The organism is Roseobacter sp. (assembly GCF_045106495.1).
Lineage (GTDB): Bacteria > Pseudomonadota > Alphaproteobacteria > Rhodobacterales > Rhodobacteraceae > Roseobacter.
Window position 1 is genome coordinate 1 of sequence record NZ_JBGCEQ010000025.1, and the last position, 20,089, is coordinate 20,089.

The 20,089-nt window shown below is 53.0% G+C and carries 21 protein-coding genes and 1 tRNA gene; 5 read left to right on the forward strand and 17 right to left on the reverse strand.

The window, feature by feature from the left end; translation table 11 throughout:
* Window positions 1-26 precede the first annotated feature (26 nt).
* Window positions 27-101: transfer RNA gene (locus AB8B75_RS16045), tRNA-Glu, on the forward strand.
* Window positions 102-520: 419 nt separating this feature from the next.
* Here the strand turns inward: AB8B75_RS16045 and AB8B75_RS16050 are convergent.
* The 8 genes from AB8B75_RS16050 to AB8B75_RS16085 all read right to left on the reverse strand — a co-directional run bounded on the left by AB8B75_RS16050 (window position 521) and on the right by AB8B75_RS16085 (window position 8,816).
* On the reverse strand, window positions 521-1,186 hold the full coding sequence (locus AB8B75_RS16050) for a response regulator transcription factor (protein WP_405363743.1): 666 nt from the start codon (window positions 1,184-1,186) through the stop codon (window positions 521-523).
* A complete protein-coding gene (locus tag AB8B75_RS16055) occupies window positions 1,170-3,341 on the reverse strand; it encodes a cache domain-containing protein (protein WP_405363744.1) in 2,172 nt (723 codons plus the stop codon). The genes AB8B75_RS16050 and AB8B75_RS16055 overlap by 17 nt, the downstream gene beginning before the upstream one ends.
* Window positions 3,342-3,726: 385 nt before the next feature.
* The gene (locus AB8B75_RS16060) at window positions 3,727-4,296 is read right to left on the reverse strand and encodes a hypothetical protein (protein ID WP_405363745.1); all 570 of its coding nucleotides are present in this window, start codon (window positions 4,294-4,296) and stop codon (window positions 3,727-3,729) included.
* 135 nt (window positions 4,297-4,431) lie between these two features.
* The gene (locus AB8B75_RS16065) at window positions 4,432-5,202 is read right to left on the reverse strand and encodes a diguanylate cyclase domain-containing protein (protein WP_405363747.1); all 771 of its coding nucleotides are present in this window, start codon (window positions 5,200-5,202) and stop codon (window positions 4,432-4,434) included.
* Between the two features lie 266 nt (window positions 5,203-5,468).
* Window positions 5,469-6,056 carry a heme NO-binding domain-containing protein gene (locus AB8B75_RS16070; RefSeq protein ID WP_405363749.1) on the reverse strand — a complete coding sequence of 196 codons (588 nt, stop codon included), beginning with the start codon at window positions 6,054-6,056 and terminating at the stop codon, window positions 5,469-5,471.
* A 96-nt stretch (window positions 6,057-6,152) separates the two neighbouring features.
* Window positions 6,153-7,715 carry a trimethylamine methyltransferase family protein gene (locus tag AB8B75_RS16075; protein WP_405363751.1) on the reverse strand — a complete coding sequence of 521 codons (1,563 nt, stop codon included), beginning with the start codon at window positions 7,713-7,715 and terminating at the stop codon, window positions 6,153-6,155.
* Window positions 7,716-7,836: 121 nt separating this feature from the next.
* On the reverse strand, window positions 7,837-8,535 hold the full coding sequence (locus AB8B75_RS16080; protein WP_405363753.1) for an HAD family hydrolase: 699 nt from the start codon (window positions 8,533-8,535) through the stop codon (window positions 7,837-7,839).
* On the reverse strand, window positions 8,532-8,816 hold the full coding sequence (locus AB8B75_RS16085; RefSeq protein ID WP_405363835.1) for a DUF3572 domain-containing protein: 285 nt from the start codon (window positions 8,814-8,816) through the stop codon (window positions 8,532-8,534). The genes AB8B75_RS16080 and AB8B75_RS16085 overlap by 4 nt, the downstream gene beginning before the upstream one ends.
* A 56-nt stretch (window positions 8,817-8,872) precedes the next feature.
* Here AB8B75_RS16085 and AB8B75_RS16090 point away from each other — a divergent pair, with 56 nt between their 5' ends.
* Window positions 8,873-10,318, forward strand: a complete 1,446-nt coding sequence (locus AB8B75_RS16090) for a diguanylate cyclase (RefSeq protein WP_405363755.1) — start codon at window positions 8,873-8,875, stop codon at window positions 10,316-10,318.
* A 35-nt stretch (window positions 10,319-10,353) separates the two neighbouring features.
* On the opposite strand, the gene AB8B75_RS16095 is transcribed toward AB8B75_RS16090, so the two are convergent.
* The 4 genes from AB8B75_RS16095 to AB8B75_RS16110 form a co-directional block, all read right to left on the reverse strand.
* Window positions 10,354-10,851, reverse strand: coding sequence for a periplasmic heavy metal sensor (locus tag AB8B75_RS16095; protein ID WP_405363757.1), 498 nt, complete (start codon window positions 10,849-10,851; stop codon window positions 10,354-10,356).
* A gap of 4 nt (window positions 10,852-10,855) precedes the next feature.
* Window positions 10,856-11,224, reverse strand: coding sequence for a hypothetical protein (locus AB8B75_RS16100; RefSeq protein WP_405363759.1), 369 nt, complete (start codon window positions 11,222-11,224; stop codon window positions 10,856-10,858).
* A complete protein-coding gene (locus tag AB8B75_RS16105) occupies window positions 11,211-11,801 on the reverse strand; it encodes an RNA polymerase sigma factor (RefSeq protein ID WP_405363837.1) in 591 nt (196 codons plus the stop codon). Before AB8B75_RS16105 ends, AB8B75_RS16100 begins: the two co-directional genes overlap by 14 nt.
* Window positions 11,802-11,869: 68 nt before the next feature.
* The gene (locus AB8B75_RS16110; protein ID WP_405363761.1) at window positions 11,870-12,322 is read right to left on the reverse strand and encodes an EF-hand domain-containing protein; all 453 of its coding nucleotides are present in this window, start codon (window positions 12,320-12,322) and stop codon (window positions 11,870-11,872) included.
* Window positions 12,323-12,543: 221 nt separating this feature from the next.
* Between AB8B75_RS16110 and AB8B75_RS16115 the strand changes: the two genes are divergently transcribed.
* Window positions 12,544-12,945 (forward strand): DUF983 domain-containing protein, encoded by a 402-nt coding sequence (locus AB8B75_RS16115; RefSeq protein ID WP_405363838.1) that lies wholly within the window; start codon window positions 12,544-12,546, stop codon window positions 12,943-12,945.
* A gap of 36 nt (window positions 12,946-12,981) precedes the next feature.
* Window positions 12,982-13,689, forward strand: a complete 708-nt coding sequence (locus tag AB8B75_RS16120) for an NUDIX hydrolase (protein ID WP_405363763.1) — start codon at window positions 12,982-12,984, stop codon at window positions 13,687-13,689.
* 46 nt (window positions 13,690-13,735) lie between these two features.
* Here AB8B75_RS16120 and AB8B75_RS16125 read toward each other — a convergent pair whose 3' ends face one another.
* The 4 genes from AB8B75_RS16125 to AB8B75_RS16140 all read right to left on the reverse strand — a co-directional run bounded on the left by AB8B75_RS16125 (window position 13,736) and on the right by AB8B75_RS16140 (window position 17,994).
* A complete protein-coding gene (locus tag AB8B75_RS16125) occupies window positions 13,736-14,653 on the reverse strand; it encodes an EamA/RhaT family transporter (RefSeq protein ID WP_405363765.1) in 918 nt (305 codons plus the stop codon).
* Window positions 14,654-15,062: 409 nt separating this feature from the next.
* Window positions 15,063-16,538, reverse strand: coding sequence for a carnitine 3-dehydrogenase (locus AB8B75_RS16130; RefSeq protein WP_405363766.1), 1,476 nt, complete (start codon window positions 16,536-16,538; stop codon window positions 15,063-15,065).
* On the reverse strand, window positions 16,535-17,083 hold the full coding sequence (locus tag AB8B75_RS16135; RefSeq protein WP_405363768.1) for a hypothetical protein: 549 nt from the start codon (window positions 17,081-17,083) through the stop codon (window positions 16,535-16,537). Before AB8B75_RS16135 ends, AB8B75_RS16130 begins: the two co-directional genes overlap by 4 nt.
* The gene (locus tag AB8B75_RS16140; RefSeq protein ID WP_405363770.1) at window positions 17,080-17,994 is read right to left on the reverse strand and encodes a 3-keto-5-aminohexanoate cleavage protein; all 915 of its coding nucleotides are present in this window, start codon (window positions 17,992-17,994) and stop codon (window positions 17,080-17,082) included. Before AB8B75_RS16140 ends, AB8B75_RS16135 begins: the two co-directional genes overlap by 4 nt.
* A 77-nt stretch (window positions 17,995-18,071) precedes the next feature.
* On the opposite strand from AB8B75_RS16140, the gene AB8B75_RS16145 reads away from it, so the two are divergent.
* Window positions 18,072-19,088: a GlxA family transcriptional regulator gene (locus tag AB8B75_RS16145; protein ID WP_405363772.1), complete on the forward strand. Its 1,017-nt coding sequence runs from the start codon at window positions 18,072-18,074 to the stop codon at window positions 19,086-19,088.
* Here the strand turns inward: AB8B75_RS16145 and AB8B75_RS16150 are convergent.
* A complete protein-coding gene (locus tag AB8B75_RS16150; protein ID WP_405363773.1) occupies window positions 19,021-20,064 on the reverse strand; it encodes an aldo/keto reductase in 1,044 nt (347 codons plus the stop codon). The genes AB8B75_RS16145 and AB8B75_RS16150 overlap by 68 nt on opposite strands.
* Between the last annotated feature and the right edge of the window lie 25 nt (window positions 20,065-20,089).

Here is a 20,089-nt window from a genome sequence, read left to right on the forward strand (position 1 = left end):
GCCTAATCAACCGCTCACAGCCATGTGGCCCGTTCGTCTATCGGTTAGGACGCCAGGTTTTCAACCTGGAAAGAGGGGTTCGATTCCCCTACGGGCTACCAGCTGTATCTCCTACTATGTAGTCTCCTAAGAGACCGTCTCCGCTGAGAATGACTTTGTGAGTGTTCCAGTTCCGAGACAGTGGTGCCTCGACGCGTTACATTTTAGCAAGGAAATTTGGAAAAGTTGCGATCACAACGTATTCAAGATGTTCGCATCGCAAAAACAAACATCGGCAGTTTTCCAAACTAGAAGACACGTCGCCGTCTGACAGTGCAATACAGACGACGACGTGCTTCCTATTTATACTCGCAAGAACGCTGATACAAACTAGGGATGTGAACCATACTGAGGCGCGCATTGATCACAACACCTCAGATACTCGGCAACTGATTGCGCCAAAATCGCGCGGAACACCCAACACCCACACTGTGTTCTCACACTGTACCAGCAATGGAATTAGGTAAATGAGCGTGGTTACCTAGGTAGAATTACCTATTGGATAGGTCGCGCTGGATTTGTGGAAAAGGTTTGTCGTGATGGACAGATCAACCAGTTCTGCTACAGAATTTACCTGCATTTTTTCCAGAATGCGCGCCCTGTGGTGATCTACTGTGCGTGGGCTGATGTCGAGTTGTCGCGCAACATCTTTACTGGAGGAACTGGAGGGATTGGACACGAGTAGTTCAGCTATTTCTCTTTCGCGATCAGTCAGATTCTCAAATCGCCGCCTTGCAATTCTGGCTTTGTCCCGACCTCGACGGCTTTCGGCATCTTGCTTTAACGCGGCATCAATCTGCTTGAGCAACACTTCTTGTCGGAAAGGTTTTTCCAGAAAATCGATGGCTCCCAGTTTCATGGCTTGTACCGATTCCGGTACTCCCCCATGACCCGTAATGAAAATTATTGGCAGTGTCGCGCCGCGTGCGACCAAAGAACGTTGCAACTCGAGGCCAGACATTCCAGGCATCCCATAGTCCAGGATTATACATCCCGAAATGTCAGAGTCATACGCTTCTAGGAACGCTTGCGCCGATCCGAAAACGCAGGTGGTGTATCCGCGTGTCGTCAAAGCCCGCGACAAAGAAACCTGAATATCGGCGTCATCATCAACAATGAAGACTGTTTGCTCAGACTTCGACGTCATCTTGCCTCGCCTGCAGGGATTTCGGCGTCAGAGAAGGAAGTGAGAACAAAAACCGGGCCCTGCTCTCTGCATCTCGCTGGTACCATAGCTTTCCGCCATGCGCTTCTACGATCGTGCGACAAATGGAAAGACCAAGCCCCATTCCGTCTTCTTTAGTAGTCTCGAACTGTTCAAACAAATTCGCACCTTCATCCAAGCCCGGGCCCGAGTCAGTTATTGAAATTAGTGTCCCGAACGCAGTGTTCTCTGCCCGCAAATGAACTTTTCTTATTGTGTCATCGCTTCCTGCGATCGCCTCAATGGCGTTTCGAAGAAGGTTGAGTAAAACTTGCGCGATCTGCACACGAGATCCGTAAACCGGGTCCAGCCCTTGCGCGTCAGTATCAATTTTTATCCCGTTTTCCTTTGCCTCAGAGCGTACCAGATGAAGCGTCTGTTCCAAGAGCTCTTCAAAATCAAACTCTGCTTTTTCAACACCGTCCTTTTTTACGAATCCCCTGAGTGCTTTGATGATGTCTCCTGCGCGATGCGCTTGGCGGTCCGTTTCCTGCAACACAGATTTCAAGGTGTCTCTATCTTCAGAGTCATTCTGCAATGCGTAGAGCGCCGTATCCATGTTCTGCGTGATAGCCAGCAGCGGCTGATTGAGTTCATGCGCGAGACTGGTTGCCATCTGGCCCATAACATTAACACGTGCGGAATGCGACAAATCCCAATTCAGTTGTTCGATTTCGCGTTCAGCAGCCTTTCTTTCGGAAATATCATCCACCGTGACCACGGCATGCAAGGGCTTCCCACTATCGTCCCTAATTATGATCACATTTTCGCTCACCCAAATAATCGTGCCATCTTTGCGCAGCAAACGTTTTTCATGCAGATAGCCAGATTTTTCATGACTGCCGTCTTTGAAGAAAAACGCAGACACAGGATCATCGGGATGGGATATATCATGCGCGGTCAGTTGCAAAATTTCGGATTCTTCATACCCTAACATGCTAGCAAACTTTGCGTTGACCCGTATCAATTTGCCTGTTCCAGCCTGAATTTGCGCCATACCCCGCGATGCCAGATCGAAAGTACGCCCGAATTCAGCCTCGGAAATTTTTCGTTCAGCGATGGCTTGAACAAGTGTCTCGTTTGCACGTTCAAGCTCTCGATACGTTTTTGGCAATGGTTCCGAGGATGACACTTCGCCCTGAGATACCAAAGATGCGCGTACAGCAAACGCGCGCACCGGTTTGTGAATGTAGTTCGCCAAGATCAAGCCGAAGACACCCGTCATCAAAGCAATAAAGGCCGCAATCCAAACGTTTTGAGTGCGGTTCGCTTTGATTTCGCCTGTAAAATCGTTTTCCTGAGCATAAACCGCTATTGTCCAGGGTAATTCGTCGCTGATGACAGGCATGATCATAGAGACATAAGTCGACCCGCCGAAATCAAAGCGTGACGACACTTCAGTTTGGACCGAAATGTCTTGCTGGGACACTAAGTCGCCAAACGCGGCTCGCGCCACCGGATCACCAATTTCACCAATGTTTACGAAACTAAAACTGCCGTCCGGGTTTTCTTTTCGAATTAGGCTTTGGTCGGGATGGGCAATGACATCACCATTATTATTTAAAATCAGTGCTTTGCCGCTTTCTCCTATAGTTAAACGCGACAAAAATTCAGAAATGGCATGTATGCCAATGTCAACACCAACGACGCCTCGGATTTTCCCTTCTGCGTCGACTACTGGAGAGGCAGCGGTTATGCCGGGCTGTCGCGAGGTGAAAAAGATGTAAGGATCGGTCCAAATACTCTGATTTGCTGTACGCGCATTAATGTACCAAAGGCGCTCTCTGGGATCATAAGTATCAGTTGGGTCCGAACGCGTTTCAACAATCTTGTAGTCGTTTTCCCGCCAAATTAATTCGACCGAACGGAATTCATCCGTTTGTTTAATAAATTTTGATCGAAAGGGACCCGGTCCGCTACTGCGCATCACGTAGACAAAGTTGCCATCTTGATCTCCGTAAAACACGCCGGAGAACTGGGGAGATATCTGCAATTGCTGGAACAAAAGCTTTTCAAGCTGTGCACGATCGTCACTGGAAATAACCTGATTTTCAGCAAGGCGGCGTGCCAGTTCAGCGGCCCCTTTTGCAGGTTTCAAAAAACCCTTGGAATGCTCGATTGTATTGGTTCCAACGTCGCTCAAAAGTTCGCGAGCATGGTCCAGTAAAACGCGTTCAGACGTCAAAAATGACGAAAAAACCACAATTGTAACAGCAATGAATTGCAAACCCGCCAAACATAGCGCCAGGATCATTCCAAGAGAGAGCTTCATTGATGACGCGTTTCTTTTTGCGCCAAAATCGGCCAACTTACAGGATCAACCATTGTTAAGTACGGCGTCCGAATAGGGTGAACTGTGTCACCACTTCGGTTACGTGCTACACGATATGATTGAAAAAAGCAGATTGAACAAAAAAATTTCCTGGACTGAATTTGAATAAGCTGACGCAAGCGGCTCTTAAGTGTCTCGATCAAACGTGACCTCAGGTTTCATTAATCATCGGCATCATCTTAGCAGCTTTCTGCAAAGCCGTCATATGATCATTGTTCCAACGTAGCGATTTCGTGCTTACAGTGCACAATGTGCCAGTCGCGCCCTTCCCGCGCAAGCCAACCGGTATTCCCGCAAAAGACCGTAAGCAATGACCGAAAAGAATGTCTTTCCGCCCAATCAAAGGGTGAGCGTAAATATCGTCAATGAAAAGTGGCTTTTGTAATCCAATGATGTGTTCGGCGATTAGACTCGCCTGTTTGCACATGTTTAGACCAAACTTTTTGTCACTGCCGCAGCGCATCTGTAAATCCGCACTGGATAACTCTAAGGCGCAGAAAAAATAGCTTGCCGACGTCTGCAACTCAGAAGAGAGAAGCGCGAGCGCGCGCCCGTCAGGAGAAAACACTTCTGTCACAAACTTGGACCTACTCGCAAAAAAAACACTTTTTGAGCGCCCTAAGGAACCCATGTCACGACCACGTCTTGGTTTCAGCCTGATTGCCTTCACCGCAGCCATAGTCGAGGAGGCATGGTAATCGTTCAATTTATATTGTGACATTAGTAGAATTACCCATTCCCGTGTGATCAGGAATCGTCGAAAACTCACCAATATACTGATTTATAAAGTAAATATTATGTCGACGCACAATACAGCAATGGGCATAGTCGAAAAAATAGTAGGTATTGCGTTGTACTAGGCGCGCCGCTCGACTTCATCCAAATTCGATTCGTTGTCCACTAATTCGCTATCGGTACGAAGTGCTCCGGAATAGAAAGTGTGACGGCCGCGCCCTAGGTGTTTTGACTCGTAAAGTGCCAGATCGGCGTCCGCCAGCATTTGTTCCGCGTCAGGGTAATCATACTGATTGGAAAGCGCGGTTCCCGCGCTGGCAGAAACTTTGAGAACGTTGCCTTCAAACTGAATGGGTTGGCTGAGTTTTCTGATGATCCGCATTGCAATCTGATCAATTGTTTTGGCATTATCCAAGTCGCGCAAAAGTAACACAAACTCATCGCCGCCGACTCTCGCGACGCAATCGTGTTTTCGGGTTTCCGTCACCATGATCGATGAAACCACCTGCAACACATGATCTCCTGCTGCATGTCCCATTGTATCGTTGACGGCTTTGAAAAAATCCAAGTCCATATGCATCAACGCAAAATTCTCTTTGTTGTCAATCGAGTCGCCAAGAACCTGGTCCATTGCGCGGCGGTTTTTGAGACCCGTCAACGTGTCGGTCAACGCTTGCACTTGTGCCTCATCACGCGCGCCCTGCAGGCGATGGTTGAGTTGGCGCGACGCTTCCATAGCAAGTGATTTTGCTTCAACAAGATAAAGCATCTCAATAGTCAAATCGGTAGGAGCGAAGTCCGCAGCCGATAGCTTGTACTCTTGAACCGCTTCTACAACAGAGATCCCAAAAGACAGATTCACGACCATCTCATTTTCTTCGGGACCCTCCATCAGGACCCCCTTAAGCTCACGATGCGGTGGAGTTCGCAATTGCATGTGCAATTTGCCACCGGCCTTTGCACGCAATTTATCCAAAGAATCTATTGAATGCGGACGTTTCACCTCGAAAACTTCAAGAAACCGCTTTCCAACAAGCGGTTCCCCAAGCAAGAGCTTTTCTGCAGTTGGACCTGTAGATAAAATGTGACCTGATTTGCCTAAAACCAGATGCATTGGACACATGACATCGAGCATCTTTTGGAAAGGGCTTGACTGGTTCATTGCACACCTGTTGCAAGTTCAAATCCACGATCTTCTGCAAAATCAGTTTCTAACAATGCTATCGCAACGACCTCAACACCGTCGTGCGATCCCTCATATTCTAAGAACACCAATGCGCCATAGTCGTCTGCCATTGCACGCAAAACGCCCGTAAGCAGGTGTCCGCACCCGACAACCAGGCCATCGCACCTTAAACTATACCGAAAAGGGCTATGCTCGCGAAGTTCAAGACGTGGGAGGTCCAGGTCAGAAACAGCCAAACGTGCACGATCTGGCAAATCATCCAGCGAGTGCAAGAATTCGACGAAATCTACGCCACCAAATCGCAATAGCCGTCGCAGTGATTGCAAATTTGGATGAGACACCAAGTAGTTGCCAATGTCTTCTAACAGTTCCTCATAGGGTCTATCCAGCACATCGCAAACGGCGTTTAGCAGCCTCGGGGTCAGGGCATCTTCGTACACCCACATCGCCTCGAATTCGATAACACCTGCATCTGCTTGTTTGGCTGCCGCTTTCCACTGCCCGATGCCATAGCAATCGGTGACAAAACTTTGAATTGCTCTATTGACCAGACCGTGCATTGGTTTCTCTTTCGACAGTTAATCGAACTATGCACCGGGCAGGTTAATAAACGCCCTATATATCAAATTGTATCAATAAATGGGCGTCTGGCCTTCTCAGAAATCTGTAGGTGCGCCGCCCTCAGATTTCCGACGTGCCACAAAATCTGCAAGCTCCTCGCGAATGGCTTCATCCATTACAGGTGCTTCAAAATTGGCTATGATGTCCTTGAACATGATGTGCGCGCGTTCGGGCGTCCAGACTGCGCCGGCAACTTCCCAACCTTCGTAGTTCTTCCAGTCGCTCAGAAAGGGTTGATAAAACGCCGTTGTGTAGCGATCCTGCGTGTGCTGAATCCCAAAAAAGTGACCTGCGTTGCCTACGGATTTAATTGCGTCCAAAGCAATCTCATCTGGCCCGGTTGCAACAATTGCGGGATCCATATACCTCTGTATTTGCTGTAAAACCTCGCAATCCATAATAAATTTTTCGGGGCTAGCAATAAGTCCACCCTCAAGCCAACCCGCCGCATGGTAAACCATATTGGTTCCCGATTGCACCGCGGCCCAGAGGCTGTTGGATGTTTCCCACATCGCCTGGCCGTCCGGTACGTTCGCAGCACAGACACCGCTGGAGCGCATGGGCAATTTGTAAAATCGACAAAGCTGGCCCGTCATTTGCGTAGCGCGCATGTATTCCGGTGTCCCGAAGGCCGGCGCGCCGGACTTCATGTCGACGTTCGAGGTGAATGTGCCAATCGCCACTGGTGTCCCGGGATTGATAATTTGAGCCAACACGACTGCGCACAAGGCTTCGGCAAGCGATTGTGCCACTGCACCAGCCATTGTGACCGGTGCCATAGCGCCAGCCAGAGTAAATGGTGTCACCACCAGTCCTTGGCCCCGCCGCGCCAGGCGCATCCAGCCATCGAGCATTGGGATGTCGTGTTTTAAGGGGGAAGTGGAATTGATATTTGTATACATTCTTGGGGATAAATCAAACTCTTCATGCGAAAGTTCTTGCGATATTCGAACCATTTCCATGACATCTTCGACACGCTCCTTTCCTAGGGAGTAGGCGTGCATGACCTTGTCGGTCAGAGTCAGTTTGTCGTATAAAACATCCAGATGTCGGACCGAAGCGTGTAGATCCACTGGTTCCACAGGGTAACCGCCTGCAAAGTGGATGCAGTTAAAATATTGCGTCAGTTTCAGCAGGTCCCGGCACATCTCGCGGGTCCCCGGAACTTTGGTGCCGCGCTCCATGTCCCAATAGTTCGGCGGGGAAGACACGTTACCGAATACAAGGTTCTTGCCACCGATGGTCAGTTTTCGATCCGGATTACGTGGCGTCAGCGTGAACTCTGATGGCGCATGGGCAATCCATTCCATCACGAAGTCGCGACCCATTCTCACATTGGTGCCATCGGTTGCGCAGCCTGCTTTGCGCAGAATCTCAAGAGCTTCGAGGTTTAGAAATTCAACCCCGATTTCCTCCAAGATGCGCATCGCACCATCATGAATGGCTTCGACGCCTTCGGGCGACAAGGGTTCTGTTGGGCGATCGAGGTTGACGGGAGGTTGCCATGGCATTTGCTCGATGATCGCCGTTCCCCGCCTTGTTGCAGCCCCCGCGCGACCACCGCTGCGCGATCTTTTTTTTCTCCCGGCATGTGCCATTGCTCGGCCTTTCTTGCAGTTACTAGGCAATAAAGGACAGAGCACCGGCTAGATGGCCGTCTCATTCGCGACGCAATCAGTCGTTTTTGCCGAACATTATGCGACGCACTAGATGAGAAAGTTATTCGTTTTGGGCTTCAATCCAACGCGGCAAATGGCTGATGTCATCGAATACCACGTCCGCATGGGGTTCTAGCGCATCGCGTGGCGCAAGCCCTGTCAAAACCCCGACGCAATGCATACCGGCCGCGCGTCCAGCAATCAGGTCATGGGTGCTGTCGCCGACGATTGCGATCGTCTCAGGTGCCAGTTGCACGTGTCTTGCAAAAGCCATCAATTGTCCGGTGCTTGGCTTGGCGCCATGGCCGCTGTCAAATCCTGCGATAAATTCAAACATATCAAGAATGTGCGCCGAGCTGAGGTGTGCACGCGCGGGTGCTTCGGCATCATTTGTTGCCACCCCTAGCCGCATTCCGCTTTTGATCAGTCTAGAGAGAAAAGGAACTAGGGGAACGGCCTCTGCCTGCGGGGCAACTGCAGCTTCTTCGTTCAACAATTCGATGATCTCGGATAAAGTTCGCCCTGGGATAAATGGCATTAATGCTTCCGCCACGTCACCTGGTGTACCAGCGATGACAACACTGTCTCTTGCAAAATGTCGGGCATGGTAGTCGAACCCAATAACAGCGCCCATTTGCGCCGCGGAATCGCTGTTATCTGTCAGGCGATCCAGAAAACTGGCTGCCCAAGTTTCCCAGGTTGCGGCAAAATCAAAGAGAGTCCCGTCTTTGTCGAAAAGAACCGCTTCTATTCTACTCATGTCCAGTTCACCTGTTCGCCGCCGGGCAGCGCCTGGCGCGCTTGGAACACAGTATCATAGGGCACGTTGATCTGATCGCAAACTTCAACAACCCAGGCATCATCCATCATCACGAAATCGAGAACCGAGCCCAAAAATATTGGGTCCTGAGCGCCGTTTCGCAAATCTGCTTCGGACGCACCGCTCGACCCGAGGAACACGGGCAAGAGTTCGTTGTGCCCGGCCAGCCACCCCAGCACCTGTAGTGCCAACACCTCTGCGGACTCTCGCGTCGCCATAATCATCTGTCCATAATTTGCCAAAAATTCGAAACTGTTTGTTAACCAAATTCAGCGCAATGTCGACCAGCGGATACCTTCAAGAAAAGGACGCAAAAAGCGTGCAAGGCAAGATTTTAATAGTTGATGCAATTTCGACGAATCGCATTGTTTTGAAGGTTAAACTCGCTTCCGCGTTCTATGAAGTCGTACACGCTGCCACAGCAGATGAAGCCTGTGTTGCGGCCCTCAGGCATGACCCCGATCTGGTTATTTCCGCCATGGCACTGCCGGATTGTGACGCGGCAGAGCTTTGCCGCCGCTTGAAACGCAGTCCGCAAACACGCGCCATCCCAATGATGGTCGTCGGTTGCCGACCCAACGCAGATATGCGCCTGAAGGCGCTCGAAGCGGGTGTTCAGGACGTCATGCTGAAACCCATTGATGATACTTTACTCTTGGCGCGTGTTCGCAGTCTGATTCGCGCCCATAACTCGGCGGCGGAATGGCAAATGCGCGATGATACTTCAAGAGCTCTTGGATTTGCAGAAGAAACCATGGATTTTGGCCCGGCTGGGCGGGCAATTCTGGTTGGGGCAGATGCCAATGTCGCACATAATTGGGTTAACTTGCTACGCCCGCAGTTGCGCACAAATCTGACCTTTTCCGCACCGGAGACGGCGTTGCGTGACCTCTCGCCCGAAAAAGTTCCAGATGTTTTCATTCTGGCTTTGGGTGAAAACGATACATCCAACAGCGATGTGTTGCGGCTCCTGGCCGCTATCAGGGCCACCGCTATCACCCGTCATGCAGGCGTTCTTGTGATGCAGGCGCGTCCCGATCCCGGTTTGGGCGCTTATGCGCTTGATCTTGGGGCAGATGACCTGATGACAGACGGTTTTGAACCTATTGAGATGACGCTACGCATCAAGGCGATGCTTCGGCGCAAACGCATTGCGGATCAGTTGCGCGCCACGGTGCGGACTGGTTTGAAAGCAGCTGTATCAGATCCGCTTACGGGGTTGCACAACCGCCGCTATGCCATGCCGCATTTGTCGCGTGTTGCCGAGCATTCGGCAGCAACCGGTCGCAGTTTTGCGGTCATGGTGGCCGATCTGGACCATTTCAAGCAGATCAATGACATCTATGGTCATGCATCAGGTGACGCGGTGTTGATTGAGACGGCAAAACGGTTGCGAGACAACTTGCGCGGTGTTGATTTGATTGCCCGCATTGGCGGTGAGGAGTTTCTGATCGTTATGCCGGCGACCCCTATGACCGAAGCGCGTGCTGCAGCCAGCAGGCTCTGTCGCAAAATCGGCGGGCGCGGCTTCAAAGTGCCAGGATCCTGTGAATTGATAAAAGTCACCATTTCCATTGGAGTGACGCTCGGTGGATTGCGGACCGCGCAACAACCCCTGCCCCAACAAGACGCCAATATCTTGCTTGATGCCGCAGATAAAGCGCTCTACGCCGCAAAAATGCAGGGGCGCAATCAGGTAAACCTCAATCGCCCTGCGGCTTGAGAAAATCTAGGTTTCACTTGCTATCGGTCTAGTGGCTATTTCTTGGCGCGGGGTCGCTTTTTTAATGCGTTTTCGACCTCGTCTGCATAGGCTTGGCGCTCGGCATCGCTCATCTGAGACACGACGACCAGCCACGCCGATTGCGCAGATTGTTGCACGCTGATCGTCGTATCGGCCTGCTGCGCTACCGACGTTGCAAGGCTGTCGGCATCGAAAGGGACGGCGCGCAGCGCGTTCAACACGTCATTGTATAAGGCACGGCGCGCGCTTCGGTCCAATTTTTGGCCGTTGCGTTCCGATTTGATCTCTCGAATGATCTCGCGGCGCGCCTCAGGCGGTAAGGCGATCATATAGGGTAGCCCATACGCACCAAGGCCTGCCGAGCGCATATCACGCGGCCCACCCTCGCCGCCAAAACGGAAAGCAGCTCCTGCAACCATTCCGACCACCAATAGATTGACTGCCAGCGAGACACCCAAAATCGCTTTGTAGCGACCCGAAAGTTTCGCTTTTTGAGGCGTCTCGTTGGTCATTTCTTCAACCCTCTTCCAAATCCCAGCCAAAGCTGGTCAATTCCGCTGTTGTGGAGGTGACATCCGTCGTCTCGTACCCAAGTAGAAAAGCGCCGGCATCGGGCAGGGTATCGGGCGGGCTGACGCCAATCCAAACCCCAGCACAGGTCGCAGCCACCAAGCCGCCTACGCCCTGCCACCCTCCGAAAAGATCCGACCACCATGCCTTAGGCGCGCGGTCATGGACAGGCGCGCGGACGCGATCCAAACGTATCTTTTCCGCATCCGCCAATACCCGTGCCATCAGTGTTGCGGGGACATCTGGCGATTGGTGTTGGGCTTGTCCCAACAATGCCTCCACCTCAGCGTTTGCTTCATCATCATGCTGGTTCATCATCATATCCCAATTCTGCGCGCTGCCCCGACAACAGTGTAGCAAGTGCGCGTTTGCCACGGGCGGTCAGGCTTTCAACAGCACGCGGCGAGATTTCCATAACTTCGGCGATCTCCGGGTTTGGCAAACCCTCGATATGCCGCAAGACTACGGCCTGCCTCTGCCGATCTGGCAATTGATCCAGAGCGCTCTGCAAAGCATTTCCGCGGGTGCGATCCTGTATTTGCTGCGTCACACTCTTAGATGGATCGGCGGGTTCGGCGATTTCATCCAAACCAACGCCGCGTCTCTTTCGCAAGCGATCCGTGCACAGATTGGACGTTACACGAAAGAGCCACGTTGTAATCTGTGCCTCGCCTGACCGCCAGTCCGGTGCCATCCGCCACAAACGTATCATCGCGTCCTGTGCAACATCCTCGGCCTCCATCACATCGCCCAGCATGTGCCGTGCCTGTTTGAAAACACGAGGTAAAAGACGCGTTGTCAAAACTTGCGCAGCCGGTGCATCACCATTGGCATAAAGCACCAAAAGCGCATCATTTGAGAGCTGTGAAAGGGGCTCGGCCGACATTTCCATCCTGGACATCGATAAGTTGCCGGGGCCCGTCAATCAAGACGGACACCGGAGGATCAGGTCGTCGGCACCTATTTCGAACCCTTGCGGTCACGCCGGTCTTTCATTTTGGCCATAGCTTCATCAAATTCCGACTTGGTGATCGCGCCATCGCCATCTGCGTCGGCTCTGTTGAAGAGCCGATCGCCGCGACCGGGTCTTTCCAATTCCTCTGCAGACAGCTTTCCATCCGCGTTAGCATCATGACGTTCGATCATCTTGCCGGCGCGCTCTTTGGCCCGTTCCGACGCAGCAGCTTCCAACTCATCTTGCGTCAAGAAACCGTCGCCGTCGGTATCCGCTGATGCGAATCTCCCGGTACGCTGTGACTGCATTTCTTCCATGGTGATCTGGCCGTCGGCATTAGTATCCAAGGTTTCAAAATCGACCGGCGCGCCATGGCGGGCGTTTTTTGCCAGGGCCGATCCGCCTGCGAGAGCGATCGCTGTGGTTGCAATCAAAGCTATAAACACGGTGCTTTTCATTTTTCTTTTCCTCAATCGTTATATTTTCCGCAGCCCGTTTTTCGGGCGGGACATCTGTTCAACGCAGCTTCCGCGCATTTCCGTCGCAATTGTTTGAGATAATTTCAGCGACATCACGCCGCAGCGACAGTTGCATCGCTTTCATTTGCGCCCGTAAAGGCGCAAGAAGCATCAAGACAAAGGAATGTGCCATGGCCGATGCGACGCAAGACAACACGGGAATGATCCATGCGCCGGCAACCAGCGCGGATCAGATTGAAGACCGTTCCGCGAAAGCGGCAATGATACGCGGTTGGCGCCGCAAATGCCCCCATTGTGGCAGTGGGCCTTTGCTCAAATCGTACCTCAAGGTCAATGATACCTGTTCCGTGTGTGGTGAGGAATTGTTCCATCATCGGGCGGACGATGGCCCGGCCTATTTGACAATCTTGCTGGTGGGTCACCTCATGGCGCCGCTTTTGCATTTTGCCTTTGTCACATGGCGGCCGGAACCTTTAACGCTTTTTACTGTTTTTGCGGTTGGCTGTGTTGGACTGTCGCTTTATCTTCTGCCACGGTTGAAAGGAGCCATTGTCGGGTATCAATGGGCGCGCCGAATGGGCGGATTTGGTCAGGCCAGCTGAAACACACGCGGCCCCGTCGATGAAAAGAGCTGCGACATGACAAATGTAAAACCAATCGACAAATCGGCTATCCGGGATGCGGCAACCGTGATTGTCTTGCGCGATCGAAACAGCAATCCACGCATACTGATGGGGCAACGTGGAGCCAAAGCCGCCTTCATGCCAAACAAATTTGTGTTTCCCGGCGGCGCAGTGGATGTGGAAGACGCCCACATACATTTGGTTGCGCGCCTTTCAGAGCCTTGTGCGACACGGCTGACTGAAGATTCCGCCACAGATATCTCACATGCGCTCAGCGTCGCGGCAATCCGCGAGCTTTGGGAGGAAACCGGGATGGTGCTTGGTAGGCCGGGCATTTGGTCGACACCTGTACCTGCGGATTGGCAAAGCTTTGCGGCCACAGGCCACCAACCTGATGCGTCAGACATGCAATTTGTTTTTCGCGCCTTGACGCCGCCCGGCCGCCCACGACGCTTTGATGCTCGGTTTTTTCTGGTCGATGCCGAAAACCTGTCATCTGACCTTGACGATTTCTCTGCAGCGTCCGACGAGTTATCACACTTGCAATGGGTGTCTCTGCATCAGGCCCGCGCCTTTGACATGCCGTTCATAACTGAAGTTGTACTGGCCGAAATCGAAGCGCGGCTGGAGAATAACGCGGCTCCTGACAGCGTTCCATTTTTCAAAAACAATGATGAAAAAAGTCTGTTTTTGCGCTTGCGCGGAGATCCCATGCCATCTTGACATTTGTTTTCCCGATGTGGGGATAAATCAACACGCGCAACGGGTCTTAAATCAACAAGACAAGCGTAAGAATGGATATGCACAGCACAAGAACGCCTGCCAGTTCTCGGCGGCTGGGAATTTCGCGAAAGAACAGCACGGTTGCTAACAAACTGAGTACCAGTTCGACTTGGCCCACCGCTTTCACATAGGCTGCTGTTTGCAGGGTGAAGGCCAAAAACCAGCCGTAAGACCCTCCCATCGATAGCAAACCAATCCATACGGCTACGCGACGCGCCCGCCAAACGGCGGCGATTTGCGCCGCATCCCGCCAATACAGCCAAAGACCCATACCCAACATCTGTGATCCGGTTACCACCGCCAGGGTCACACCGGCACGCAGCAAGGGATCGTCAACGGCCAATTGCAACGAAGCCCCACGGTAACAAACCGCCGAGATGGAAAACAGCAGACCCGACGCAAGTCCGAGGCCCACGCCGCGGTTCCAGGTGTCTTGCCATCGCCAACCTTTGATCTCTGGTGGCGTGGACAAAAGCAAAACACCGATAAGTCCCAATGCAATGGCACCAAAGGCAGGCCAACTCACGCCTTCGCCCAGCAAAATCAAACCGACGATCACGGACAAGATCACCTCGGTTTTCATTAATGTCACGCCAACAATGAAATTCCGGGATTTGAAGAGCGTAACGACGCAGATGGTAGCGACGACCTGCGCGACACCGCCAACGAGTGCAAATGCCCAGAACTGCGGCGTTAGGGGCGGCAAGCTTTTGTCGGCATACCACATATAAACGCCAACCAAGAAGGCGACCAACGGAGCAGAATAGAAAAACCGTGCAAACGTGGTACCTGTCGACGAAAGCGTAGCCGTCACCAATATTTTTTGCAGCATGAAACGCAGCGTTTGAAAAGTTGCTGCAGCAAAGGTCACGAGAACCCAAAGATCGAAAACTGGAAAAGACATGCCCTCTCTTGCAGTATATTGAGAGACGCCGCCAGTGATCCTTTCTTAGTCCGGGACGGTGGCTTTGGATCAGCTGCGTGACCCATCGATGATCCAATTTACCCTAGTGGCCTTCTTTAGCAGCTCGACGCGGGATCTTTTATGCAACGAACGGATGGCATTCGCCCGCAGACAGGCCAGAAAGTATCGGCCCAAACCATGTTCGGGAGCGCAAATACTGACCCAAAGTGATGGGCACTTGAGCGCTAACAACTCAAATGCGATGTCTGATATTGGCCGGGTCCGTCTTTACGATACACGTGCAGACATACAGAAAAATCACAAACGTCAGGGCCGTCATAAATTGAATTTTGCGTGGTGAGTGCCTCCGTCGCGACATCTGAAAGATCACCAGCCGGTCAATTCCTTTTCATCTGGGTGCACCAATGCTCCTTCCTGCCCCCGTGGGTAAGGGCAGGTGAGCTTGTGCTTCCACGAACCGACGTAGCGCTGCATCTATCGCCGTACTGGCATCGCAGGGGCGGCGCGTCTTCAGGTTCACATGCAACAGAAAATGTTCGCCTGTCGCCAGCAACCTGTCTCCGTCGTACATCTCGTGCCAGATATGCATTTTTTTGCCGCCTCCGCCGAGAACCCGCGTGCGCACCTCGATCAGAACGCCAGCATGCACCTCGTCAATGTGCCGGATATGTGTCTCCGCCGTGAAATAGCTGCCGCCCGTCGCAATATAGGCCGCGTCACAACCCACCAGAGCCATGAAGCGATCTGTAGCATCGCCAAAAGCCTGAAGGTACTTCGCTTCGTTCATATGTCCATTGTAGTCGGTCCAGTCCAACGGAACGCAACGGCGAAGCGTTAAAATCGGCAAGGATGGATCAACGATATCAGCAGCCACCTGACCCAGTTCCGAGTTTGCCCGCAGGGATTGTTCTTGAGCCGCAAGCAATGCACCCGCGCCGGCATCCTGCGATTTCAAGGCACGCATCATGGCGACTAGGTTGGAGTCACGGATACGCTCCAGTTCCCTGATGGAAAAATGCCCCGATTGTGCATCGGATTGTCCAGCGATCAGGTCGATCAGCTCATCGGTCAATTCCGGCACATCCATCAGTTTTGTCCAGGGCCACTTCAAGGCCGGACCAAACTGCGCCATGAAGTGTTTCATCCCCGCTTCGCCCCCTGCCACCCGGTAGGTTTCAAACAGCCCCATTTGCGCCCAACGCAAGCCAAACCCGTAGCGGATCGCGTTGTCGATTTCTTCCGTCGTGGCGATGCCGTCTTTGACCAACCAAAGTGCTTCCCGCCAAACGGCTTCCAAAAATCGATCTGCTACATGTGCATCGATTTCTTTTTTCAGATGCAACGGATGCATGCCAATGCCAGTCAGAAGGTCCTTCGCAGACTCTGTGATTTGGGCATCGTTTTCTTCCGTTGTAACCACCTCGACCAGTGGCAGCAGGTAAACGGGATTGAACGGATGGCACACCATGATCTGAGAGCCGCGCTTGGCATCTTGTTGTAGCTCGGAGGGTTTGAAACCAGAGGTCGAAGACCCGATCACAGCAGCAGGGTTGCAAGTGTCCTGAATCTCCGCGAGCGTTCTGCGTTTAATGTCAATTCTTTCGGGGACACTCTCCTGAATCCAAACCGCGCCTTCCACGGCTTGGGTGATTTCATCGTGAAAGCTTATCTGCCCCTCCTTAGGCAATGCGACATCCAACAGTCCCGGCAAGGATCGACGCGCATTGGTCAGGACATCGTTTATTTTCCGCGCAGCCTGCGGATCCGGGTCAAAGATCCGAACGTTCCAACCATTCAACAAAAAACGTGCGGCCCATCCTCCGCCGATTACGCCTCCGCCAATTATCGCCGCTGTTTGTGTCATGGCTTCGTTTCCTTCAGCTTGCTGATATCCCAGCCGTAAAAATCCAATACATCCCGCGACGCTTGCAAGCGATCTGCCGGAGCCTCTTCTTGCCTGTTCAGGATGACGCCAAAATCGCCGAGTGCTGTGCCAAGGGCCGCGGTGCGGAACCCTTCATCCACCCACATGACAATCAATGATCTGGCAGGGTTGTCGTTGTTTTTCAGGACGCCAGCGCTTGCAATCTCGTATGTCCCTATGCGGTCGGGAATGATCTCACTGGACAAGGCAAGAGTTTGTGGCTCTGGATTGTAGGCAAAAGTGACCGCCCCTTTGGGGACAGGGTCAAAGCTTGCAACGACAAACCAATCGCCGGCAAACCGTTCAGCGTCAAAACGCGTTGTGGCCCCAATTGCTGCATTGATGTCGCGGTAGGATTCGTTCTCGGATGAACCGAACGGCGCGCATGCACCGAGCACACTCAAACACGCACCCGCCATCATCCACGCGCGCGACTGAGCGCGCAAATTCTCCGCAATCGCAGGCGCATCATGATTTATCTTCATGTTCCGGGCGCTCGTTTGATGAGCCCCAGTTTTTCGCGGACGGCGGCGGCGCCCATCAGTTTGGCGCCCATGTTCTCCACGATGGTCCCTGCCCGTTCGACCAGTTGCCAGTTTTCGGCCAGAACACCTTTGTCCAGCCAAAGGTTATCCTCCAACCCGACCCGCACGTGCCCCCCCGCCAAAACGGCAGCGGCCACATAGGCCATTTGGTCACGTCCCAATGAAAAGGCCGAAAACGTCCAGTCAGGGGGTACATTGTTCACCATCGCCATGAAGGTGTTGAGATCATTGGGTGCCCCCCATGGCACGCCCATACAAAGTTGTACCAGTGCCGGGGCTTCCAGGACTCCTTCGGCAACAAGCTGCTTGGCATACCATAAATGACCGGTGTCAAATGCCTCGATCTCGGGTTTGACGCCAAGGTCTGTCATCATGCGCCCCATGGCGGTCAACATGCCCGGTGTATTTGTCATCACGTAATCGGATTCGGCAAAATTCATGGTGCCGCAATCCAGCGTGCAAATCTCCGGAACACACGCGGCAACATGCGCCACCCGTTCACTGGCGCCGATCATATCTGTGCCCGCAGACAGCAGCGGTAGTGGGTTTTCGGTGTCCCCAAACACGATGTCACCGCCCATGCCTGCGGTCAGGTTGAGAACGACATCCACATCGGCGTCGCGAATTCGATCTGTCACTTCATGGTAGTAATCAAGATCCCGACTGGGTGCGCCCGTTTCCGGGTCACGCACGTGACAGTGCACTATGGCCGCGCCAGCCTTGGCGGCAGCAATTGCGCTATCCGCGATCTGTTGGGGTGACCGAGGCACATGAGGGCTGCGGTCCTGCGTGCCGCCAGATCCTGTCACTGCGCAGGTGATAAAAACCTCTTTGCTCATGGTTAGCGGCATAATGTCTCTCCCTTGTCATCGGTGTGAAGATGCCGCAAAAAATGCAACACGACTTTTCGAAATGCGAAGCAAACTTTATGAAACGCGCAAAAATAATCCAGACCATCATCTTGGTGCTTGATGAAACAAATACGCTTTCCTTTGCGGCGGCGGTTGATCCGATGCGCGCCGCCAATCGCCAAGCTGGCTTGCCGGTTTTCAATTGGCAGTTTGCCACTCCCTCTGACCAGGATGTCACTCTGACCAGTGGTTTGAGCGTGCCCTCAGCCCCTCTGCATCAGGTCTCTGCCTGCGATCTGCTCATTATCGTTGCCGGGTTTAACGTCGAACCTCAGGTCACACCTCGGTTGCGTGCCAGTTTGCGCCGACTGGCAAAGAGCGCACGTCAGATTGCAGGTGTTGATGGCGGCCCATGGGTTATGGCGCAATCCGGTTTGCTGGATGGCCATCTTGCCACCACCCATTGGGAAGATCTGGACAGGTTTGGCCAGCTATTTGATGCTGTCACAACCGTTGACGCCCGTTTCGTGGATGACGACACACGTCTGACCAGTGGCGGCGCCGCGCCTGCCATTGAGATGATGTTGCATCTGATTGCGCGCTACCATGGCACGTCGCTTTCAGATCGCGTGGCAGGTAGTTTCATTTATGACGCTGCGCGACCACCAACGCGACCTCAAATCCGGCATGTGGCACGCAAAGACCATTCCTCGGTAACAGCTCGCGCGCAGGACATAATGCAACGCAACCTCGAGCCCCCGGTCCCGGTGGCAACAATCGCTCGACGTCTGGGTCTTAGTTTGCGTGCCTTGCAACTTCAGTTTCAAAAGAGATTGGGGACCACGCCTCAGTCGCACTACCTTTCGTTGCGGTTGGCTGAAGCCGACCGGCTGGTGACCCAGACCACCTTGCCCCTTCAAGATGTTGCGCTGATCACCGGGTTCGGTTCGCAGTCCGGGTTTGCCCGCGCCTATCGCCAGAGATTCAACACGTCGGCACGCCAACGCAGGTCCGAATTGGCAGTTGTTAGTACGGCATCGGATGTTGCCGATGTGCTGCGTCAATCTCCGTCAAAACCTCTGCGCTCAACGTAATATCAGCCGCCCCCAGGCAGGTTTCTAATTGCGCCATTGTCGTGGCACCAAATATGATCGAGCCCATGAAAGGCCGGGTCGCGCACCAAGCCAATGCCATTTGCGCCGGGTCGAGCCCATGGCGTTTGGCAATGTCGAAATAGGCTGCCACAGCGTCAAAAGCGCGGTCGTTTTTGCGCCCACCCAACTCAGGGCTCAGGGTCATGCGCGATTTGGCGGGGATTTTGCCATCTTGATACTTGCCTGTCAGCAGTCCGGCTGCGAGTGGCGAAAACGCCAGCAGTTGAACTTCTTCCTGCAGGCTCATCTCGGCCATATCAGTGTCATAGAGGCGGCAGAGCAGCGAGTATTCGTTCTGCACGGAGACAACACGGGGCCCGCCCACACGTTCGGCCACTTCCAGCCATTTTGTCGTGCCCCATGCGCTTTCATTACTCAGGCCAAAGGCGCGGATTGTGCCGCGTTTCACTTCTTTTTGCAAAGCGCCCAAAGCGTCTTCCATGTGCTGTTGCGTGTCGAGCATCAGCTGTCCCGAAGGGTCGTAAGTCCAGTTCTTGCGAAACATGTAACTGCCGCGATTGGGCCAGTGAAATTGGTAGAGATCGATGTATTCCGTCTTGAGACGACGCAGGGAGCCTTCGATTGCCTCAGCAATGGTATCTGACGAAATAGGTGCGCCATCCCGCACTGCAGCCAATCCTTCACCGGAGTGTTTTGTTGCCAAAATCACGTCTGCACGACGCATGTCGCGTTCCAACCACAAGCCAATGATCCGCTCGGTGCGCCCGATGGTTTCGGCACTGACCGGATTGACCGGGTACATCTCGGCTGTGTCGATGAAATTGACGCCCGCATCCAACGCGCGGTCAATCTGAGCATGGGCCTCTTCGGCGGTGTTTTGTGTGCCCCAGGTCATTGAACCCAGACAGTACTCCGATACTTCGATGTTTGTACGCCCAAGCTTGTTCATCTTCATGCTGCATTCCCCTTTTCTTCTGGCG

Bases quoted from the DNA above. Each gene is read 5' to 3' on its own strand.
- AB8B75_RS16150 (WP_405363773.1), bottom strand. From the start codon at position 20,064: ATGAAGATGAACAAGCTTGGGCGTACAAACATCGAAGTATCGGAGTAC.
- AB8B75_RS16120 (WP_405363763.1), top strand. From the start codon at position 12,982: ATGACAAATGTAAAACCAATCGACAAATCGGCTATCCGGGATGCGGCA.
- AB8B75_RS16110 (WP_405363761.1), bottom strand. From the start codon at position 12,322: ATGAAAAGCACCGTGTTTATAGCTTTGATTGCAACCACAGCGATCGCT.
- AB8B75_RS16145 (WP_405363772.1), top strand. From the start codon at position 18,072: ATGAAACGCGCAAAAATAATCCAGACCATCATCTTGGTGCTTGATGAA.
- AB8B75_RS16115 (WP_405363838.1), top strand. From the start codon at position 12,544: ATGATCCATGCGCCGGCAACCAGCGCGGATCAGATTGAAGACCGTTCC.
- AB8B75_RS16140 (WP_405363770.1), bottom strand. From the start codon at position 17,994: ATGCCGCTAACCATGAGCAAAGAGGTTTTTATCACCTGCGCAGTGACA.
- AB8B75_RS16130 (WP_405363766.1), bottom strand. From the start codon at position 16,538: ATGACACAAACAGCGGCGATAATTGGCGGAGGCGTAATCGGCGGAGGA.
- AB8B75_RS16125 (WP_405363765.1), bottom strand. From the start codon at position 14,653: ATGTCTTTTCCAGTTTTCGATCTTTGGGTTCTCGTGACCTTTGCTGCA.
- AB8B75_RS16070 (WP_405363749.1), bottom strand. From the start codon at position 6,056: ATGCACGGTCTGGTCAATAGAGCAATTCAAAGTTTTGTCACCGATTGC.
- AB8B75_RS16090 (WP_405363755.1), top strand. From the start codon at position 8,873: ATGTCGACCAGCGGATACCTTCAAGAAAAGGACGCAAAAAGCGTGCAA.
- AB8B75_RS16100 (WP_405363759.1), bottom strand. From the start codon at position 11,224: ATGAACCAGCATGATGATGAAGCAAACGCTGAGGTGGAGGCATTGTTG.
- AB8B75_RS16050 (WP_405363743.1), bottom strand. From the start codon at position 1,186: ATGACGTCGAAGTCTGAGCAAACAGTCTTCATTGTTGATGATGACGCC.
- AB8B75_RS16060 (WP_405363745.1), bottom strand. From the start codon at position 4,296: ATGTCACAATATAAATTGAACGATTACCATGCCTCCTCGACTATGGCT.
- AB8B75_RS16095 (WP_405363757.1), bottom strand. From the start codon at position 10,851: ATGACCAACGAGACGCCTCAAAAAGCGAAACTTTCGGGTCGCTACAAA.
- AB8B75_RS16105 (WP_405363837.1), bottom strand. From the start codon at position 11,801: ATGGAAATGTCGGCCGAGCCCCTTTCACAGCTCTCAAATGATGCGCTT.
- AB8B75_RS16135 (WP_405363768.1), bottom strand. From the start codon at position 17,083: ATGAAGATAAATCATGATGCGCCTGCGATTGCGGAGAATTTGCGCGCT.
- AB8B75_RS16080 (WP_405363753.1), bottom strand. From the start codon at position 8,535: ATGAGTAGAATAGAAGCGGTTCTTTTCGACAAAGACGGGACTCTCTTT.
- AB8B75_RS16075 (WP_405363751.1), bottom strand. From the start codon at position 7,715: ATGGCACATGCCGGGAGAAAAAAAAGATCGCGCAGCGGTGGTCGCGCG.
- AB8B75_RS16065 (WP_405363747.1), bottom strand. From the start codon at position 5,202: ATGGAGGGTCCCGAAGAAAATGAGATGGTCGTGAATCTGTCTTTTGGG.